Consider the following 19,261-nt stretch of genomic DNA (forward strand, 5'->3'; position numbering starts at 1 on the left):
TTAGAATATTCTAAACTTCTACTTCTCCTGAAAAAATTTCACGAGCAGGACCTGTCATCAAGACGTGACCCGACTCCTGCCATTGAATCCGAAGCGTTCCGCCTCTCAGGTCGATTCTTACGTCTTTTCCGGATCTTCCCGTCAAGTTTCCCGCGACCATCACGGAACAAGCGCCCGTTCCGCAAGCCAAGGTTTCGCCCGCGCCTCTTTCCCAGGTTCTTTGATAGAGATGATCTTTTCCACGAACGGTAACGAATTCGACATTCACCCTTTTTGGAAATATAGAATGGTGTTCGATCAACGGACCGATTTCTCTTACCGGAAATTGATCGGAATCATCGACAAAAATCACACAATGTGGATTGCCCATGCTAACCGCAGTGAATTCTAAATTCTTTCCCGCGATTTCCAATGTCTGATCGATAATAGTTTCTTCATTCTTCCAAAGAACCGGAATTTTTGAAGGAATCAGGATCGGTTTACCCATATCCACGCTTACCAGATCCACTTTGTTACCGGATCCGATTTTTAAATCCACTTCCAAAACGCCGGCGCCGGTTTCAATTTTTGGATTTTTAGAATTCGTTAGACCGTGATCGTAAATGTACTTCGCAACACAACGGATTCCATTGCCGCACATCTCGGAAGAACTTCCGTCCGAGTTGTACATATCCATCATAAAATCGCCTTGTTTAGAATTTCGGATAAAGATGACACCGTCGCTTCCGATCCCAAAGTTACGATCAGATAATTTCTGAATTTGTTCCGGTGTCAGGCGAACATCCGTTTGAGTAGCATCGATATAAACGTAATCGTTACCGATTCCTTCCATTTTTGTGAATTTAAGCGCGGCCACGGAAACTCCTGGTGATAAACTGAATTCTATCTTTTTTTTAGACACCTTCGGGGGAAATTCAAAAACAAGAAAAAGCCGGCTACTTTTTTCTGGCTTTTCCGGCTTCGACCGGAGACATTGAAAATCCGGCCATTCGCCTGGGGGCTTCTTTGAATCAAACCTGCTATCTTTGCGCAAGCACTCAAAATTCTACCGTCTTCGTCGAGAACGGAATTGATATCGTCCGTTGCTCCAACTGCGGACACGTGTTCTCTACGTACGAACAGGAAGAACACTACGAAGGCTACTGGGATGATGATTCTTCTTACGATTTGGGATGGTGGGACAATGCTCACAGAGAAATTTATCAGGACTTTATCGATGCATTCTTAAAAGCTCCGTCCGGAAAAATTTTAGACGTCGGTTGTGGACTCGGATTTTTTGTTAAACGAATCGGCGTGCAAAAACCGGGTTGGGAAGCAATCGGATACGAGATTTCAGAAAAAGCGGTTCAATTCGCGAGAGAAAAAAACGGACTCAAAAACGTTTTTCCGGGAATCGTTCAAAACTCGGGAATCGCAAAAGAATCCCTGGACATCATTACTCTTTGGGACGTTATCGAGCATATTCCAAAACCGCACAGTCTATTAGAATATTTGCATTCACTTTTAAAACCGGGTGGAATTCTTTTTTTACAAACTCCGAACTTTCCGGTTCAGTTGTTTAAGGCTCGTTTGAAAGTAATTCTGAAAGGAATGAAACCCGACGGACATTACTTGGAAGCAAAGGATCATATCAACGATTATACCGAGAAAACGATGAAGATGCTTTCCCGGCAAACCGGTTTCAAAGATTGCAAGTTTACGATTTTGAAACCGATCGCATCGGTTTCCGGAAGCCAAGGCGGAAACCTCGGAACCCTTTTTAAAAAAACCTATTATTATGCTACCAAGATATTCTGGCTTATCAGTTTTAAAACTTTGAACCTCAATAACACGTTATTTGCAATCTTAAAGAAATAACTTCAGAGCTACGCGGATATCGTTCGTTTCCAAATAAGAATATTCGTTCTTTTTGGGAACGTCTGCGAGAACGATTCTTCTTTCTTCTAAGTTGGTTTGCTTTTTAGAAAATATTGATTTTAGATGAATGGCCGGAATTCCATAACGAAGCGCGCCTTCTACGTCGTCTTTTAAAGAATCTCCGATCATAGAAACGGGGCTTTCGCCTTTTACAACTTCTCTCGCCTTTGTAAAAAATTTTTCCGAAGGTTTTTCCTTTCCAACCTCTTCCGAACTCAAAATCGAATATTTCATTTTTTTAGGAAATAATACGTTCATCTTGATCAACTGCGTTCTTAAGTTCTCGTTTGTACAAAAAAGAATCTTTTGTTTTTGAGAGATTTGTTCCAAGAGGGAAAATGTTTCCTTATATTCTTTCTCGTATTTCTGTTTGAAAGTTTGAATTCCGGTTTGAAAAAAAAGGAAATAATCTTTTTCCAATTTTAGAATCCACTTTGGTTTCAGTGTCCCCCATTTCTCAAGGCACATCTTTTTAAAATAGATCAAACGAAGACGATTGGATGGTGAATCCCGAAGTTCAATCTTAACTTCTTTACGAGCGGCGTCATAGAGTTGAGAAAATTCTTTCGTAGAGGTCAGGCCGTAGTCCTTTGCTCTTTTTGCAAGTTCTTGTATCGAGAATTCGTAAATAGCGACGGAATCTAAGAGCGTATTATCAAAATCTAAAAAAAGAGCCATTCCTTGCAAAAGAATCTTTCCGATTGCAAAGGCAATTCTTTTCCTTCATTTTTCCTTGCGCGATTTTAGATTCCCTTTAATCTTCCAATCGAACATGACTGAAAAACAAGATTTTATTTCGCGAAGATCGTTTCTTGCAATTTTTGGACTTTGTATTTCCGCAGTGATCGGCGGATTTTCTTTTTTAAAATTCAGACATAGAATTTCAGGTAGGATCGTCGGTCCAAATCGAGAGATAGGACATAGAATTCGAGAAAATTCAAAATCAACACTCAGTTCCAATATAAATCGAAACGTTTCTGAAAAAGTAAAAGTCCTGATCCTCGGTAGCGGCGTCGCCGGCTTGAGTTCGGGTTATTATCTTCACAAATCCGGTTTTTCTGACTTTCAAATTTTAGAATTGGAAAACAACGCCGGAGGAAATTCTAGATCCGGGAAAAATTCAATCGGCGCCTATCCGTGGGGAGCGCACTACCTTCCTCAGGTTGGAGAAGAAGCAGTTCTTGTTCGAAAATTCTTAGAAGAAAATCAAGTCATCGTCGGCAAGGACAATCGAGGCAAACCCGTTTACAACGAACGCTTTCTCTGTTTTGATCCGGAAGAAAGAATCTACTATCAAGGAAGGTGGAACGAAGGCTTATATCCTGGAGGAAACACACGATCGCCCGCAGGTTTAGAAGAAGAGAAATTCAAGCGGTGGATTCAGACTTGGAGAATTAAAAAAGGACGCGACGGAAGAAAAGCTTTCACGATTCCGATCGACCTTTCATCCAGAGATCCGGAAATTCTCAAATTAGATAAAATTAATTTTTTTGAATATATTAAGGAGCAAGGATTTCGAACCAAGGAGCTTTTATGGTTTTTGGATTATTCCGTTCGAGACGATTTTGGAGGTTCAATGGATACCGTTTCTGCTTGGATTGGACTTCATTATTTTTGTTCTCGTCCCGTGGATGAAAACGGCGAAGATCTCACTCTTCTTACTTGGCCACAGGGAAACGGGTTTTTAGTCGAGAAGCTCAGAACTCCGATTCTTCCTAAAATTCGAACAGGAACCCTTGTCGAAAAGGTGACAAATTCAAATTCCAAAAATTCGCGTTTTGAAGTTCAAATCTATTCGGTCGAAACGAAAGAACAAAAAATCATTCCTTGCGATTCGATCGTCTATGCGCTTCCCTCCTTCACGCGCAAATATGTTCTCGGAGAAAAAAACGGCGTCGCGGAAGGACTTACCTATTCTCCTTGGTTGGTCGCCAATCTCTCCGTGGATCAAGTCCCGACAGGAAAAGGAATTCCCCCGTGTTGGGATAACGTAATCTACCAAAGTCCGTCTCTTGGTTATATCGTTTCCACACATCAGGATCTGCGGGCTGGAAGAGAAGAATCCGTTCTTACCTACTATCAGGCGTTCGGTGATAAGGATACCGTTTCCGTACGCAAGAAGATGATGACGACCTCTTGGTCGGATTGGAAGAATGCGATTTTATTCGATCTCAAAAAGGCACATCCCGATATTGAAAGAAGAATCCAGAACATCGACATCATGACCTATGCACACGCGATGATCCGGCCCACACCCGGTTTGATTTGGGGAGGAAAGCGCGAACGTCTTGCGATTTCTTATCCACATCTTCATTTTGCTCATTCCGATTTAAGCGGAATTTCTATCTTTGAAGAGGCATTGATTCGAGGAAACAACGCTGCGATGAAAATTCTCGGTGAAGAAAAGATATGAAGTCAAAAGGCTGGATTTTCAATCCAAAACTGGATTTGTCGTTTATCATTTTGCCCGGAATTCTCTCCGTATCGCTTCTATTCATATTAAGAGAATGGAATATTCTTCCTTCTGAAATCGGTCCTTGGACTTGGTTTTGTGCGGTCCTCTTGATTGACGTAGCGCACGTTTATTCCACGCTTTTCCGATCTTATTTCAATGAAGAAGAATGGAGAGAAAAAAAAACTCTTCTCATAACGGCTCCGATAGTCTGTTTTCTATTTTCGGTTTTTCTCTATTCTTTCGGCTTGATTTGGTTTTGGAGAATCATGGCTTACGTCGCGGTATTCCATTTCATTCGTCAACAATTTGGATTCTTAGCGCTATATCGAAAGAAGAGCGATTCCATTCAGATTCCCTTTCTTCTGGATAAGATTACGATCTATTTAATGGCAGTAATTCCGATTCTCTATTGGCATCTTACGGATCAAAAGAGGGAATTCTCTTGGTTTATGGACGGAGACTTTTGGGTCTATCCAATCCCAAATGTAGCGATTGGTTTACTATGGTTGGAACAGATTTGGTTTTGTGTATATTTATTAACTCACGTTTTTTATTTTTTCAAATATCGTTCCCTTCCTTTGGGAAAAATTCTTCTCACAATCAACACTTGGGCGGTTTGGTTTTTTGGAATCGTATATTTTAATTCGGATTTTTCATTCACGATTACAAACGTCGTCAACCACGGCGTCCCTTATATCTTCTTACTTTTTTACTATGTGGTCCAAAATCCGAATGAAATGAAAGTGGGGGTTTTTAGATCCAAATCCTGGATCTGGATTCTAATTTGTTTTTTAGGAGTTTTATTCTTATTCTCTTTTATAGAAGAATGGACTTGGGACAGTTTTATCTGGAAAGATCACTTTCAAGTCTTTCGAAACGAGAGTTTTTATTCCGTTGAACTCCCAGAATTTGCAACCGCTCTTTTGGTATCCGCCCTCTTTTTACCGCAATTTACCCATTATATCCTCGACGCATTTCTTTGGAAGATAGGAAAACCGAATTTGCGGCTTTTTCATTTTTTTAGAATCGCTGAAAAATAGGTGAAACTTGCTTTCCCTTGAATTTCTATCACATTCAGATCTGGTTTTCGTTTTTAAATAGACAATCCAGGTTTTCCTTCCATAATGACGAAAAAGTTTAAACAGGAATTGATCCATGATTATCGTTGAAGGAATCGACTATTTCTTAATACCTGCGGAGAATCCGGAAGCCTCTGCGAAGTTTTATTCTGATATATTCGATTTTGAATCGGTAGATGAGAAATCGGGAGAATACGTTGTCATGGGACTCGATTCGATCAATATTAAACTTCAGAAAATTTCCGGATTTAAAAACTCTCTCGGAGACAGTAAAATCCCGGTTCTCAGTTTTATTTTGGATGTGGATGATTTTACCGAAGCCATAGCAGAATTAGAAGAGAATAAAATTTCCATCGTTCGCGGCCCGGAAACAAACAGTACTGGAGAATTTCTGCATTTCCTCGATCCATCCGGAAATGTTTTAGAAATCAGTTATAAAGATTAATTCTTCGAAAAGAATTTTGTACACAAAAAAGCCTCTCTTTGAGAGGCTTTTTTATTCTCTAAGGAACAGAACCATTTCCCCCTGATTCAGCCTACCTTGTCGATGAAAGTACCCTTAACTTTGTAGAAATCCCCGTTTTGACCTGCTTCAACCGCAAAGGCTCTTTTATCTGAAACGTTAGCCTGCTTATTTTCATACGGCTCGACGCGAACCATCCCTTCTTCTTTCGGGATTTTTCTTGTATCTTTGACCCCTTTTTCTGGAAGCCCAAGCTGAACTGAGGAAACTACCTTCATGATACAACTCCTATCTGAACTGTAACAGATCCCGAAAAAAAACCAAACATTTTTTATTGAAAGCTGATTTTGCAACTTCCTTTTGCGGAGGTGATAAAGTATTGAACTGCATAATTATCGGTGAAATTGATCGTCGGATTGTAAACCGGAGCAGCAAGAGTTCCATTATCCGTCGCCACACAGCTTGTCGAAAAATACTTCACAGCTACCAGGTTATCACATTCCAGAACCAGGATGGTACCTCCCGTTTCTCTCAAATTAGAACGGAACGCCTTTGTTCCAAAATCCGCAGTAAATTTAACGGTGGAAGAATCCGGATAGTTCACTGCGGTCTCATCCCCATAAATATTGTCATAGGCCTTGTAACAATCCACATAAAATCGTCGCGAAGAGCAGTTGTAACCGTCCGTTCCAAATACGGTATCACAGACCCCATCCGCCTTAGAAACCGTCAAAAAACCGGCTTTTGTGCCTGTAGGAACCGTCGTGATAATTTCGGTTGTAGTAATGGAAAAGATCGTCGCGACTAAGTCGTTAAACTTCACAATTGTATCCGTAGAATTTGGAGTAAAATTTCTCCCGGTAATTGTAATCTGAGTCCCGGTATACGAGACATCCGTAGTCTGGGGCGGAGAACCGGCAGGAGGATCGATTGTGGTGATCACCGGACTTCCTATTCCAAGATCCGCGAATAAATTGGCATTCGAGCTGCTTTCCTTACATTGAAGGAGCAAAAAGAAGAAAGTAATTAGAAAAAATTTTGTCGATTTATGTAGCATAACCTTACTTGGCTTGAAAATTTTACGACGGGCACCTAGTTTATCGGAACAAAAAGGTTTCGGCAAGAATTATTCTGCCCGAAAAATGGTGACTGAAATGAGCGAGTCCTCCACTGTAATCTACTCTATCGAAAATGAAACTGCGGTCCTGCTTCTCAATCGACCGGAAAAACGAAACGCAATCAGCAAAGAACTTTTATCGGCTCTTCACAGCTCGATTTTAAAGGCAAAGGAGAATCCATCGATTCGATCTCTTGTCTTAGGAGCAGTTGGACCTTCGTTTTGCGCCGGAGCCGACTTAAAGGAAAGGGTTAGTATGTCTCCGAAAGAGGTGACCGAATTCTTAGAAGGATTAAAAAATTGCTTTCTCGAACTTGAAAACTTTCCTTATCCAACCTTAGCCGCTTTGGACGGCGATGCGTTCGGAGGAGGCCTCGAGCTTGCATTGTGTTGCGATTTCATTCTACTTAAAAATGATATTCGGATCGGATTGACTGAAACTCGATTGGGCATTATTCCCGGGGGAGGAGGAACACAACGACTTCCTCAAAGAATCGGAATCGCAAAAGCGAAAGAAATGATTTTTACTGGAAAGACGATCGATGCAGAAACGGCTTTGAATTATGGACTCGCAAATTCGATCTGGCATGACTCTTCTCTTCCAGCCGCAAGAATGTTAGCCGAGGAGATCGCTTCGCATTCTGCTCCCATCGCTCTTCAGCTTGCAAAGAAAGCAATTACGGAAGGTTATGGTCAAGATATACAAGCGGCTCTCAAAACCGAAAGTAAATACTATAACGAGACCTTAAAGACAGAAGATCGGGTGGAAGCGCTGAAAGCGTTTCAAGAAAAACGAAAACCGATTTTTAAAGGAAAATAAATGATTCTCACAGGACAAGAAATTCAAAAACGAATCGGCAAAGACATCGTTATCACTCCTTATTCTGAAAAACTTCTCAATCCAAATTCTTACAATCTCAGACTTCACGAGGAACTTTTGGTTTATACCGAACTCCCTCTGGACATGAAAAAGCCGAACCCGGCTGAGAAGATTATCATCCCCGAAACGGGTCTTCTTTTAAAACCGGGAATTTTGTATTTAGGAAGAACCTTGGAATTTACCGAGACACATAACTTAGTTCCGATGCTCGAGGGTCGTTCCTCCATCGGTCGACTGGGAATGTTAGTTCACGTTACCGCAGGATTCGGAGACGTGGGCTTTAAAGGATTTTGGACCCTTGAAATTTCAGTGATCCAACCTTTAATCGTTTATCCGGGCGTAGAAGTTTGTCAGATTTTCTATCATACCGTCGAAGGACAGATAACGGAATATTCATCGGGCAAATATCAGGCCAACCAAGGAATTCAACCTTCGATGTTATATAAAGATTTCGAGAAATAGAAACCCCCTCTTTTTTGTTGACTTTATCCGTTATCACTCCAGAATTTTGACCTCAAAACACTTTTTTGGAGAATGGAATGACCAGATTTAAATCGATCGCAATTTTTCTAGCCTTTGCATTTCTTTCTGCGCCTGTATTTGCGGGTGAAGAAGATGCAATCCTTGGAAAATGGTGGAACAAAGAAAAAGACGCTCAAGTAGACTTGCAAAAATGCGGAGCAAAAATTTGCGGAAAAATCGTTTGGCTAAAAGAGCCCCTTTATCCTGCGGGAAGCACCGAAGGAACTCCTGGAACTCCAAAGTTAGATATTCACAACAAAGATGAAAGTCTTCGTTCTCGCCCGACTCTCGGTCTGGTTTTCCTTACCGGATTCTCCTATGAAGGAGAACAAGTTTGGTCCGGTGGAAGAGTTTACGATCCAAAAGGTGGTAAAACTTACGATGGGAGACTTACTTTAAGAAATGCCGATACGTTAGATCTCAAAGGCGGCTATAAAGTCGGATTTATGATGATCGGTAAAGAATCTACTTGGACAAGAGTGAAGTAAAAACAAAAAACGGTTTCTAAACCTTAGAAGCCGTTTTCAAGATCCTTTTTGCAATTCAATCTCTCCGATCAAAAGGAGAGATTTTCTAATTCCTCACTTTTCTTCAGGCGTGATTTTCAATCTTCTTTAAAATTTTCTTTGCACTCTCATTTTGCGGATCCAGCTCCAAAGCCTTATCGGCAAATTCCTTTGCTTCTCCGTATTTGTGTTGTAAACGATACAAATCGGAAAGATTGACCAGATTATTTGCGTTGTCGGGCTGTTTGGATGCCACCCTTTCGGAAGCAGTGATCGCTTCGGAAAATCGTCCTAACTTTTTATTCGCCACGGAAAGATAATACCAGTACTCGCTCAACTCCGGATCCAACTCCAAATATTTCCCTAAAATTTCGACGGCTTTAACGTAATCCTTGTCTTTAAAACTTAAGAGCCCTAAGAGTTTGATCACCTTTGAATCCTCGGGCGTTTTCGAATAAAGGTCCATCAGCTCGTCGATCGCTTCTTTTGTGTTCCCGTCTTTATACAATTGCCGCGCATGTGAATACGATATGCTCCAATCCGGCACATCATCTATCGCGGAGGTCATTCCCATCTTATCGGAATCTTCAGAAAAACTATGAGGTTCTTCTTCGGTTCGAATTCCGTATTCAATTCTCAACAAAGAAAGGTCGTCCGTGATTTCCCCATTCTTATAGATCAAATGTTCGATTTGGTCTATATCACCTTTTCCCGCCTCCACCGTTTTCAAAAAGAGGGTTTCATCCTCGTTGATAGATCGAGTATCTTTTTCAGGGGTAAGATCCAAATCGTCTTTTCCGTCCGATCCGAGAATCAAAACATCTCCTTCTCTCAGGCTTGTTGTAAAAACTTTAAATGGATATTCGGATTCCAATCCGATCTTACGCAGGTTTAAAGTAGTATCTAGAAAAGTCGCCCTTGCATCGCGATATAGTACTGTAAAAGGATGTTCTGCATTGAAATAAAATGCCTTACCCGATTCTTCCTCTATTAAAAAAACGGTCGCGGAGATCACCATACTTCCGTTAAACGATTTGAATACGGCGTTAACTTCTTCATAAGTTTCGGTAAGCCATTGTTCCGGTGAAACATCCAAGATCCGATTGTTAGCCGCCGAACGCGCAAGAATCGAGTTGATCACGACACCCATAACAAGAGAACCTCCGGCTCCCTGCATTGATTTACCCATCGCGTCGCCGTTCATGGCGAAAATATAACGTTTGAAATTGTCAGGAACACCTAAACGTAAATTTCCAGTAACACAAATGTCTCCGCCCAGGTCGGCGCGTTTTCCCTTAAATTCAAACTGTTTCTTTTGTCTTAGCAGAAAGTATGTCGAAATTTTAGTCGACTTACTAGCGTTGTAATTCAGCGGTTTTGCAAGAAGAGAAGTTAGAAAATAATCTCCATCCTGTTGAATTTTAAGTCTTTGGAATTCATCGATCTTTTCGGAAAGCTCTTCGGTTCTTTCTCGGACCTTGAGAGCAAGATGTTCCGCATAGTCTTCAAGTTCTTTACGAGCGTCTCGAATCGAGGTCACCATATTATTAAACGAATCGGCTAAGAATCCGATCTCATCCTTTACCCGAATCGGAACCTGGACTTCAAAACTTCCTTCGTTTACCTTTTCCACTCCACTCAACAAATCGTTAAGAGGGGAAACAAGACTGCCTCTAAAAAAGAGAGGGAAAAGCAGAATGATAACTACAATCACCACTCCTAAGACTATAATTTGTTTCAGCGCGGTAGGATGCATAAATTCGCGATAAGCCCTATAAGAGAATCCGACTTCGCTGACCTTATCGGTCTCGGAATCATACTTTATAAAACCGATGTAATGATTGCTGGAATCGCCGACGTCTTTTTTACGATAGTATCTCGTAAGAGAAGGAACAAAAGGGCGAAAGTAATTGAGAACCTCCTCCTTAAGTTTGGCGGGACTCACGGATTTACCGTCCCATTTACAAAAATTCCAACGATACTCCAAAGAAATTCGAAACATCTTTACCTCTTTGGCTCCATCGAGATAAGTTCTACCCTTAGCGCAAAAATCTTCCGGAAAAATATTATCAAGTTTGTTAGAGGCGACAAACACATAGAGTCCCAATCTCGATAATTCTTTATTAAGAGCTGCTTTGAGAGGAGCTCCGTCCAAGTCCGGATGATCTTTTAGAAAGTTTACGATAGAGTATCGATACCCGCCGAAATTCTCATGTGAATTTTCAACGAGTTTAATTAAAGAATCCCGAAAGTTTTCTTCCTTGAGATTGAAAATTCTTTCGTATAAGAGCGTGTTTTTAAAATCGATGCTAAGTTGTTCTTCGTCAGGGTGGATAGAAGAATCGTATTTCTTCTTATCGAAGGAGTTCTCATTCTGATCCCATTTGATCATATAAGAGATTCCTTCTTCGATGGCGCCACCTTCCAAAGCTCGCTCCATGTGAATCTGACTCAAAGTGTCGTATTCCGATTCTTTATCCTGATTCGAGATATAAACGAGGGCTTGCATTATGATCAAAACCGTGACGAAAGTGATTCCTACGATCTTGAGCATAAAAGAAGTTTTTTCAACGGAGAAATTCAAATATAAGATAAGAATGATAAAGAAAGCCACCATAAAAAGGAGAACGATCGAAGTGAGATATATCGACCTTTCGATATAACCGTCTCTGCTCAAGAGGTTTGCGATCACGGGAACCGTTCCACCCACAAGAAAGGACAACATGAATCCGAAAATAATCCAACGCGACTTTCCTTTGAGAACGATAATTCTCCAAATAGGGATCGCGATAAAGTTAATAAAGACGTAAGTAAAAATGATAATCGCAACCGTTCTACTTACATTCTCCGCATTGAAGTCCCAGTGATGTGCGGTGAAGTGGTATTTTACCGGAGCGTTCCATGTGGAAAAACAAAAGTAACCGACGGAAACTACGGCCACCGTCCAGAGTACGATCGTAGTGATCAGATTGAACTTGGGATTATCGTTCTCCGGATATCTTGCAACAAACTGACCGATATGAAGAATCGCAGGCAATATCAAACCCGCAGTGATCCATCGATGATAAGCTGCCAAGGGATGATAGAGCACGGCCGCAAACACATAACCGAATTGGAATATTCCAAGTAAAAAAGCGCCAAAAGCCAGGTGTTTTGTACTCGATACCTTTTGATCGATAAAAAGAAAAACTCCCGAAATTAACATGGAAGTCAAAAAGGAAAGTAAACTTCCGAATGAATAATAATTGAGAAGGACGTTGTTCCAGATGGTTTCGGTTTCACCCATAATTTCTATTAACCTTTCTTTTAGAAAAAATCTCTAACGGTTGTTCTATTCGGATTTATATTTTTTTCCAAACAGACGTTACTCTAAAGATAGGAAGGTTCTTTTCAATGATAAAACGGGAATGAATTGGAACCCAGAAGGAAGTTTTATTTGAGAACGCGCGTTTTTCCGAAACAAGCGTTCAATTTAGGGAATGGAAACGAAGTTCCGAAAAATGGATTCTTTTTGAAAGGTCTTCCAGGAATAGACCTCATACGGACCGGAGGTCACCCAACCACGAAGTAGACTCGACCAATTCTTATCTCTAATCGATTTGAGAATCAAGATTACTTCCCCCGTTGTCTTCGGGGAGTTTTCAAAAACGAGTTTCTTCACGAATTCCCGATATCCAGCCGGTCCTAATTCCTTATAAAGAATGAACTGAACTTTCAGCGCTTTATTGTAAAAAGTCGGAGTCGCCGAAGCCGTCTTTGCTCGAAAATCAGGATCGAGCGGAAAATCCTTTCCTCCCTGTAAATCCTCTTCCATGTTCCATTCTTCCGCCATCGAGATCAGCTCTTCCTTCGAAAGATTGATTTTCTTTTCCTTATAAAGAACGAACGGTAAAAAAGAAACAAGCCCCTCGCTCAACCAAGCGATATCGGCAAAATAAAAATGACCTAACTCATGAAAGAGAAGCGCGGGAAATCCGGGTGGAGCAAGGTCGGGCTCGAAAAAAATTCCCCTCACGGGTCCAAGATCACCCGAGATATTATTGAATCCCCCAACGCGAGTTCCGTTTAAAAAAACCTGATCTTGTAAAAAAAGGAGGACCTTGAATTTTTCCGAGGATTTCCGACCCTCAAATACGGGAGCGCTAGCCTCGTGGAATGAAATTCCTGAATAAGATTCTAAAGCCTTAAACAGATCTACGGTTTTGTGATACGCAAACTCGTTCCATTCTTTGTCCTTGGAAGAATTTCGAATCTCAAGAATCAATTCCCCTCTGGAAAGTGGAATTCTTCGGATCCAGGAATTCTTTTCCGAAAACAGCTCGAAAGAAATTAGAATTAAAATTCCAAAAAAGAATTTATGCACGATCTCTTTCGATGAGTTTTAGGAGCCTTTCACCGTTTTGATTTCCCGGATCCAGATGCATGATTTGATTCGCAACCTCTTCGGCTAAATCGAACTGGTCCATCAGACGATAGATATCGGAAAGATTGATCAAGTTTGAAAGATTCTCCGGTTGAATTTCTTTAAGTTTCAAACTAGCGTGAAGTGCGTGATCGTATTTTCCGACTTTCTTGTTTGCTATTGAAAGATAGAACCAGTATTCATGTAGTCCCGGATCGGTTTTTAGATAATTATCCAAAACTTCAATCGCAGTCGTATAATCTTTTCCTTTGAAACTCAATAGACCGAGAAGTTTGTTGATCTTCTGATTAGCAGTGTCGTGCGTATAACCTGTCTTTAAGAGTTCGAGCGCTTGTTCGACTTTTCCATTCTTATAGAGTTGTTTTGCGTCCTCATAGATTACATCAGGATTGAGAGCGACTTCGATTCTATCTCCGCCGGTAAACATTTCATCGAGTTCGTCTTTTTTCTTTTCGAGCTGAAATTCTACTTTGAGCATCGAAAGGTCATCGGTCAGTTCGCCGTATTTTCGAATTTCGACTTCAATATCCTCTAGGTTTCCTTTTCCTTTTTCGACATTGCGTAAGAAAAGATTTTCATCCTCGTTGATCGTTCTTACGGTTTCTTCCGGAGTCAGATCGATATCGTCACGTCCGTCCGATCCAAGAATCAGAACGTCCCCCTTCTTCAATTCAAAAGTTCTAATTTGAAAATCGAACTCGGAATCCAATCCGAGTTTTCTAAGTTGCAAACCTTCTTCCAAAAAGCTGGCCTTCCCATCCCTATAAAGAACTGTGAAAGGATGTTCCGCATTGAAATAAAAACATTTTCCGGTTTCTTCCTCGATTAAGAAAATCGTCGCCGAGATTACCATACTTCCATTGAAAGATTTAAAAACGGAATGAATCTCTTGATAAACTTCGCTCAACCATTCAGTCGGAGTTTTTTCTAAAATACGATTGTTTGCCGCTGATCGCGCCATGATGGAATTCATGACAACTCCCATCACGAGGGCTCCACCGGCTCCTTGCATGGATTTACCCATAGCGTCACCGTTCATCGCCATCGTATAACGTTTATAACTATCGGGAGTTCCTAAACGTAGATTCCCCGTAACGCAGATATCACCGCCTAAGTCGGAATGTTTTCCTCTAAATTCGAATTGTTTTTTCTGTTTGAGTATAAAATCCGTATTTACGAGTTTCGACTTATTGGCGTTGTAAAAAAGAGGTTTCGCCAAAAGAGATGTAAGGAAGTAATCCCCATCCTGCTGAACTTTCAACCTCTGGACTTCCTCCATCTTCTCCTGAACTTCTTGAGTCCTTTCTTTAACTTTTTCTTCGAGGTTTTCCGCGTAATCTTGCAATTCTCTTCTGGCTTGTTTAATCGAAGAAACCATCGAGTTGAACGAATCCGCTAAAAATCCGATCTCATCCCGAACCTTTACAGGAACCTGGACGTCCAGGTCGCCTTTATTTACTTTTTCCACACCGGAAAGTAAACTATTCAACGGATTCACAAGACTGCTTTTAAAAAAGAGCGGGAATAATACCAGAACAACGAAGATCACTACCAATAGAATGATGGTTTGTTTTACGGAAGTCGGATGCATAAACTCTCGATACTTTTTATAAGAGAATCCGAGTTCGACAACCTGCTTCTTTGCGGGATTGTATTTCATAAAAGCTACGTGATGACCCATCCCATCCACACTTCTTCTGTAGTGTCTTGTTTCTGCCGGTTTGAAATAACTGAAGTATTTTAGAAATTCCGCTTTGAGCTCCTTGCCCGAAATTTCTTTTCCCTTCCAAGAACAGTCGTTTAAGTTTTTAAGAATTCCAGTTTTGAAGGATTCCAACTCTTTATTTTTTTCTAAATAGGATCTTCCCTCTTCGCAGAATGATTCATGACGAAGCCCTTGAAGTTTGTTCGTATTCACGAACGCGTTCTTGTTGAGTTTTTCGGCGAGCGCTAAGAGTCCGACCTTCAGCTCTTTCGTTTTTAAGGAAGAATTTTCTTTTACAAATTTATAGATCGCGTCTTTATAACCGGCAAAATATTCAGGCGAAGAATCTAAAATACTTTTGAGATTCTCTCGAAAATTATCTTCTTTGAGACCGGCGATCTCCTCGTAGATCAGTGTATTTTGTAAGTCGACCTTTACGAGAGAGAGATCCAAAGCATATTTTGGATCATAATCGTTCGTGACCAATTCTCCGCTCTTTTCATCGTAGCGCAAAATATATTGAACTTCGTCGTTTGTACGACCGCTTTCTAAAACTCTTTCACTATTTACAAGGTGAAGACTATCGTATTCCGATTCTTTGTCTTGGTTAGAGATAAAAACGAGCGCTTGCATGATCAAACAAATCGTAAAAAGGGTAATACCCACAATCTTAACCATGAAAGTGGTGCGTTCTGTACTGTTATTTATAAAAACGATTGCGACGACTGAAAAGGCAGCGATAAAGAAAATCAGAGTCGATGTCATGTATGTCGATCGGTCCATGACACCGTCTCTACTCAAAACGTTGGCTATGTTCGGATAAAAAGCGGCTATCATAAAGCCGACTGCGAAAAGAAAAATTGCGAAACGTTTTTTATCCTTGTCGGTAATGATTCTCCAAATTGGTACAATAATAAAGGCGATTACGGAGTAAAAAGCGATACTAAAAGCAAGATATCTGCTCGAAGCGAGCGCGTTAAAATCCCAGTGGTGCGCGGTGAAGTGATAAATTTTTTCGGAAATATACGTTAAATAGATAAAAGCACATGCCACAAAAAAACTAAAAACATGTTGGGAATATAACAACCAAGTTCCTAATTTCTTATTATAATTGCTTGGATAACGGATAAAAAATTGAGTAAAATGAGTAATGGCCGGCAGAATCAATCCTCCGGTCAACCACCGATGATACGCCGCTAACGGGTGATAATAGAACGCCGCAAGAAAGTAGCCGATCTCAAAAAATCCAAGGATAAAAAATCCGATTCCGAGATGATAGGTTGCAACGGTCTTTCTTCTTAAACTAATAAAGAAGACTGCGAGGAAAAAAGTCGTAAATGTTACTAATAGACTTCCAAAAGAATAATAGTTGAAGAGAATCAAATCTGATCTCAGAAAATCTAATCCCATAATCTCCAGTCCGTCTTTTTAATTCTATATTTTGTTCGAAAAAGCACGGGTTTAATCAAAAATCTCGAAAACGGTTTCAATAATTCACACCAAAACTAAAAATCAATAGAAAAAATAACGATTCAAAAGAGTTTTCCCAAATGGCCGTTTTTGAAAAGCTAAGATCCCTTAATACCAAGATTTCCGGACATTTAAGGGAAAAACTTTGGCTAAAAATTCTCATCGGAATGGCGGCCGGCGTTCTTGCGGGCACTTTGCTCGGAACCGATGTATCTCTCTTCAGTAGAGATGTCGCTCAACTTACTACTTCTTGGCTTGTTATTCCCGGGCTCGTGTTCATCAGCCTTTTGCAGATGATCATGGTTCCTTTAATCTTCTCTTCTATTATTCTCGGAATTTGTTCAGCCGAAAATCTGGAGAACGTAAAAAAACTTGGAATAAGAACGGTTATTTATTTTGTTTTAACCACGTTCGCAGCCGTTGCGATCGGAATTTTTTTAGCGACTTGGTTGGAACCCGGAAAATCGGCGATTCGTCTAGAACATCTTCAAAGTTCCAAAATTCCTTCTCCGGTCGCAATCCCAAGTTTGGATAAATATCCAGAACTCTTAATGTCCTTTTTTCCGAAAAACCCGGTACTTTCTATTACTCAGGGAGAAATGTTAAACGTCATCGTTTTTTCTTGTTTGATCGGAATCGCGATTCTTTCCGTTTCAAAGGAACTTTCAAAACCGATTTTAGAAATTCTGAATTCGATTTTTCAAATCAGTATGAAAATTGTAAACTGGGCTATGGGTTTAACGCCCTTCGCGGTTTTCGGTCTCATGGCAAAAGCAATTTCCTCAATCGGTATGGAACTTCTTCTTACGCTGGGAATGTATATGAGTACGGTTTTGCTCGGATTGATTTCTGTTCTGGCAATGTATTCTATCATTCTCATTATAGTCGCGAGAAGGAACCCAATCGATTTTTTCAAAAAAATTGCAAGTCTCCAATTACTTGCTTTCTCTACCTCAAGTTCCGCCGCAGTGATGCCGGTCTCGATTCAGACCGCTACCGAAGGATTAGGAGTAAAAAAGAACATTGCGGAATTTATCATTCCGGTCGGCGCCACCGTAAACATGGACGGAACAGCATTATATCAAGCGGTGGCATCCATCTTCTTAGCTCAGTATTATGGAATTAACCTTGGACCGACACAACTCGTCTTTCTTTTGTTTACGACAGTAGGCGCTTCCATCGGAACTCCAAGTACGCCAGGCATTGGAATCGTAATTTTAGCGACCATTCTCGCTGGGTTAGGAATCCCGCCGGAAGGAATCGGAATCATCCTAGGAGTGGATCGCTTTTTGGATATGTGCAGAACGACAATCAATGTCACTGGCGACATTACAGCGGCCTGTGTGATGGACAAATTGACCTGATTGAAATCTAAATTTTATAAACTCACCTTTTACAACATTCTCGCGAACATCACCGTTCCTTTAACCGGATTGGTGGACACCGCTATATTAGGAAATTTAGATACACATATCTTTATGGCCGGCGCGGCGTTATCCGGAATTCTTTTCGATTTTATCTTTTGGATGTTCGGATTTTTAAGAATGGGAACCACGGGTCTAACCGCACAAGCCTCCGGAGAAAAGAATGAAAAAGAATCTCTCTTTATTCTCATTCGATCCATTTGTTTAGCGTGTTTTTTTGGGATCGGAATTCTTCTTCTTTCTCCTTGGATCAAAGAATTCGGATTTAGAATTTTAGAAGGAGAATCCTCCGTAAAATCAGCTGGTATTACTTATTTCGATGCAAGAATTCCCGGCTCGATCGCCGTTCTTTGCAATTACGTTTTTACCGGTTGGTTTTTAGGAAGGGAGAAAAGTTCTTACGTCCTCATCGCAACCGTCATTGCAAATGGAATCAATATCCTTTTAGACGCTTATTTTATTCTGGAGTTAGGTTGGGAAGCTTACGGCGCAGGCCTCGCAACAACGATCAGTCAGTTTGGAATGTTATCTGTTTTTATACTTCTGTTTCTTCGAAAATGGAAACAAACCTCTTCGTTCGAGCTTTCTTGGATCCGAGAAAGGGCCCTACTTTCAGTTTCCGGTTTTTCTTCGCTCCTTCATCTAAACAGAGACATTTTTTTAAGAACTCTCTTCCTCATCGTAACGTTTAGTCTGTTTCGAAATTTCAGTTCGGAAGCTGGAACCGAAATATTGGCGGCCAATTCGATTCTTCTGCAATTGATTCTTGTGAGCGCTTATTTGGTTGATGGGGCGGCTCTTTCTACGGAAAGTTTAGCAGGTAATCTTTATGCTGAAAAAAACTGGAAGGATTTGAAATCCCTTCTCTCTTTGGCGCTTTCCGTGAGTTTCCTTTTTACTACGAGCTTCTTAATTTTTCTCTTTCAATTTCCGAAAATGACTTTCGGACTGATTACAAAAAGTTCGGAAATACTTTCCATTATACGAAATTATCAATTCTGGCTCATTCCCGTTTTGGAAATCGGAACCGTAGCTTTTATTCTCGACGGTTTTTTTATCGGCTTAACTCAAGGGAGAATTCTGAGAAACTCCATGCTTTTCAGTACGACCATGTTCTTTTTGCCGATTGCATATTTTGGAAAAGTCACAAAAAGCAATCATCTCCTTTGGCTCGCCCTAACCATGCTTATGATCGGAAGGGCATTTACACTTTCGATACAGGCCAAAAGGGTTTTTAGAAATGCGCGGGAATCCGCTATTCTTTTGCCGAGAGAGAGTTAAGCCGATAAAAAAATCGTAT

Annotated in this window: 16 protein-coding genes; 9 read left to right on the top strand and 7 right to left on the bottom strand. The window is 40.7% G+C overall.

Annotated features, from left to right (window positions below):
- Positions 1-10 precede the first annotated feature (10 nt).
- The gene (dapF, locus tag JWG45_RS18440; RefSeq protein WP_205281115.1) at positions 11-856 is read right to left on the bottom strand and encodes a diaminopimelate epimerase; all 846 of its coding nucleotides are present in this window, start codon (positions 854-856) and stop codon (positions 11-13) included.
- A gap of 149 nt (positions 857-1,005) precedes the next feature.
- On the opposite strand from dapF, the gene JWG45_RS18445 reads away from it, so the two are divergent.
- A complete protein-coding gene (locus tag JWG45_RS18445; RefSeq protein WP_205281089.1) occupies positions 1,006-1,857 on the top strand; it encodes a class I SAM-dependent methyltransferase in 852 nt (283 codons plus the stop codon).
- On the opposite strand, the gene JWG45_RS18450 is transcribed toward JWG45_RS18445, so the two are convergent.
- On the bottom strand, positions 1,846-2,595 hold the full coding sequence (locus JWG45_RS18450) for an HAD family hydrolase (protein ID WP_205281116.1): 750 nt from the start codon (positions 2,593-2,595) through the stop codon (positions 1,846-1,848). The two genes, JWG45_RS18445 and JWG45_RS18450, sit on opposite strands and share 12 nt — an antisense overlap.
- Positions 2,596-2,689: 94 nt before the next feature.
- Between JWG45_RS18450 and JWG45_RS18455 the strand changes: the two genes are divergently transcribed.
- The 3 genes from JWG45_RS18455 (at position 2,690) to JWG45_RS18465 (ending at position 5,896) form a co-directional block, all read left to right on the top strand.
- Positions 2,690-4,330 (top strand): NAD(P)-binding protein, encoded by a 1,641-nt coding sequence (locus JWG45_RS18455; RefSeq protein WP_205281090.1) that lies wholly within the window; start codon positions 2,690-2,692, stop codon positions 4,328-4,330.
- Positions 4,327-5,412, top strand: a complete 1,086-nt coding sequence (locus tag JWG45_RS18460; RefSeq protein ID WP_205281091.1) for a hypothetical protein — start codon at positions 4,327-4,329, stop codon at positions 5,410-5,412. The genes JWG45_RS18455 and JWG45_RS18460 overlap by 4 nt, the downstream gene beginning before the upstream one ends.
- Before the next feature lie 115 nt (positions 5,413-5,527).
- A complete protein-coding gene (locus JWG45_RS18465) occupies positions 5,528-5,896 on the top strand; it encodes a VOC family protein (protein WP_205281092.1) in 369 nt (122 codons plus the stop codon).
- An 86-nt stretch (positions 5,897-5,982) separates the two neighbouring features.
- On the opposite strand, the gene JWG45_RS18470 is transcribed toward JWG45_RS18465, so the two are convergent.
- Together JWG45_RS18470 and JWG45_RS18475 are read right to left on the bottom strand one after the other, a co-directional pair.
- The gene (locus JWG45_RS18470; protein WP_003004233.1) at positions 5,983-6,192 is read right to left on the bottom strand and encodes a hypothetical protein; all 210 of its coding nucleotides are present in this window, start codon (positions 6,190-6,192) and stop codon (positions 5,983-5,985) included.
- Between the two features lie 53 nt (positions 6,193-6,245).
- The gene (locus JWG45_RS18475) at positions 6,246-6,971 is read right to left on the bottom strand and encodes an LIC10067 family putative lipoprotein (RefSeq protein WP_205281093.1); all 726 of its coding nucleotides are present in this window, start codon (positions 6,969-6,971) and stop codon (positions 6,246-6,248) included.
- Between the two features lie 97 nt (positions 6,972-7,068).
- Between JWG45_RS18475 and JWG45_RS18480 the strand changes: the two genes are divergently transcribed.
- The 3 genes from JWG45_RS18480 to JWG45_RS18490 all read left to right on the top strand — a co-directional run bounded on the left by JWG45_RS18480 (position 7,069) and on the right by JWG45_RS18490 (position 8,921).
- Entirely contained in the window at positions 7,069-7,851 is a 783-nt protein-coding gene (locus JWG45_RS18480) for an enoyl-CoA hydratase/isomerase family protein (RefSeq protein WP_205281094.1), read from the top strand.
- Positions 7,852-8,373 (top strand): dCTP deaminase, encoded by a 522-nt coding sequence (gene dcd, locus JWG45_RS18485; RefSeq protein WP_205281095.1) that lies wholly within the window; start codon positions 7,852-7,854, stop codon positions 8,371-8,373.
- A 77-nt stretch (positions 8,374-8,450) separates the two neighbouring features.
- A complete protein-coding gene (locus tag JWG45_RS18490; protein WP_205281096.1) occupies positions 8,451-8,921 on the top strand; it encodes a DUF2147 domain-containing protein in 471 nt (156 codons plus the stop codon).
- Positions 8,922-9,024: 103 nt separating this feature from the next.
- Here the strand turns inward: JWG45_RS18490 and JWG45_RS18495 are convergent, their stop codons facing one another.
- The 3 genes from JWG45_RS18495 to JWG45_RS18505 form a co-directional block, all read right to left on the bottom strand.
- Positions 9,025-12,225 carry a SpoIIE family protein phosphatase gene (locus JWG45_RS18495; protein WP_205281097.1) on the bottom strand — a complete coding sequence of 1,067 codons (3,201 nt, stop codon included), beginning with the start codon at positions 12,223-12,225 and terminating at the stop codon, positions 9,025-9,027.
- 186 nt (positions 12,226-12,411) lie between these two features.
- A complete protein-coding gene (locus tag JWG45_RS18500; RefSeq protein WP_205281098.1) occupies positions 12,412-13,302 on the bottom strand; it encodes a gluzincin family metallopeptidase in 891 nt (296 codons plus the stop codon).
- The gene (locus tag JWG45_RS18505) at positions 13,295-16,477 is read right to left on the bottom strand and encodes a SpoIIE family protein phosphatase (protein WP_205281099.1); all 3,183 of its coding nucleotides are present in this window, start codon (positions 16,475-16,477) and stop codon (positions 13,295-13,297) included. The genes JWG45_RS18500 and JWG45_RS18505 overlap by 8 nt, the downstream gene beginning before the upstream one ends.
- Positions 16,478-16,617: 140 nt before the next feature.
- Here JWG45_RS18505 and JWG45_RS18510 point away from each other — a divergent pair, with 140 nt between their 5' ends.
- Together JWG45_RS18510 and JWG45_RS18515 are read left to right on the top strand one after the other, a co-directional pair.
- Positions 16,618-17,901: a dicarboxylate/amino acid:cation symporter gene (locus JWG45_RS18510; protein ID WP_205281100.1), complete on the top strand. Its 1,284-nt coding sequence runs from the start codon at positions 16,618-16,620 to the stop codon at positions 17,899-17,901.
- Positions 17,902-19,242, top strand: coding sequence for an MATE family efflux transporter (locus tag JWG45_RS18515; protein ID WP_205281101.1), 1,341 nt, complete (start codon positions 17,902-17,904; stop codon positions 19,240-19,242).
- The last annotated feature ends 19 nt before the right edge of the window (positions 19,243-19,261 follow it).

The organism is Leptospira ainlahdjerensis (assembly GCF_016919175.1).
GTDB lineage: Bacteria > Spirochaetota > Leptospiria > Leptospirales > Leptospiraceae > Leptospira > Leptospira ainlahdjerensis.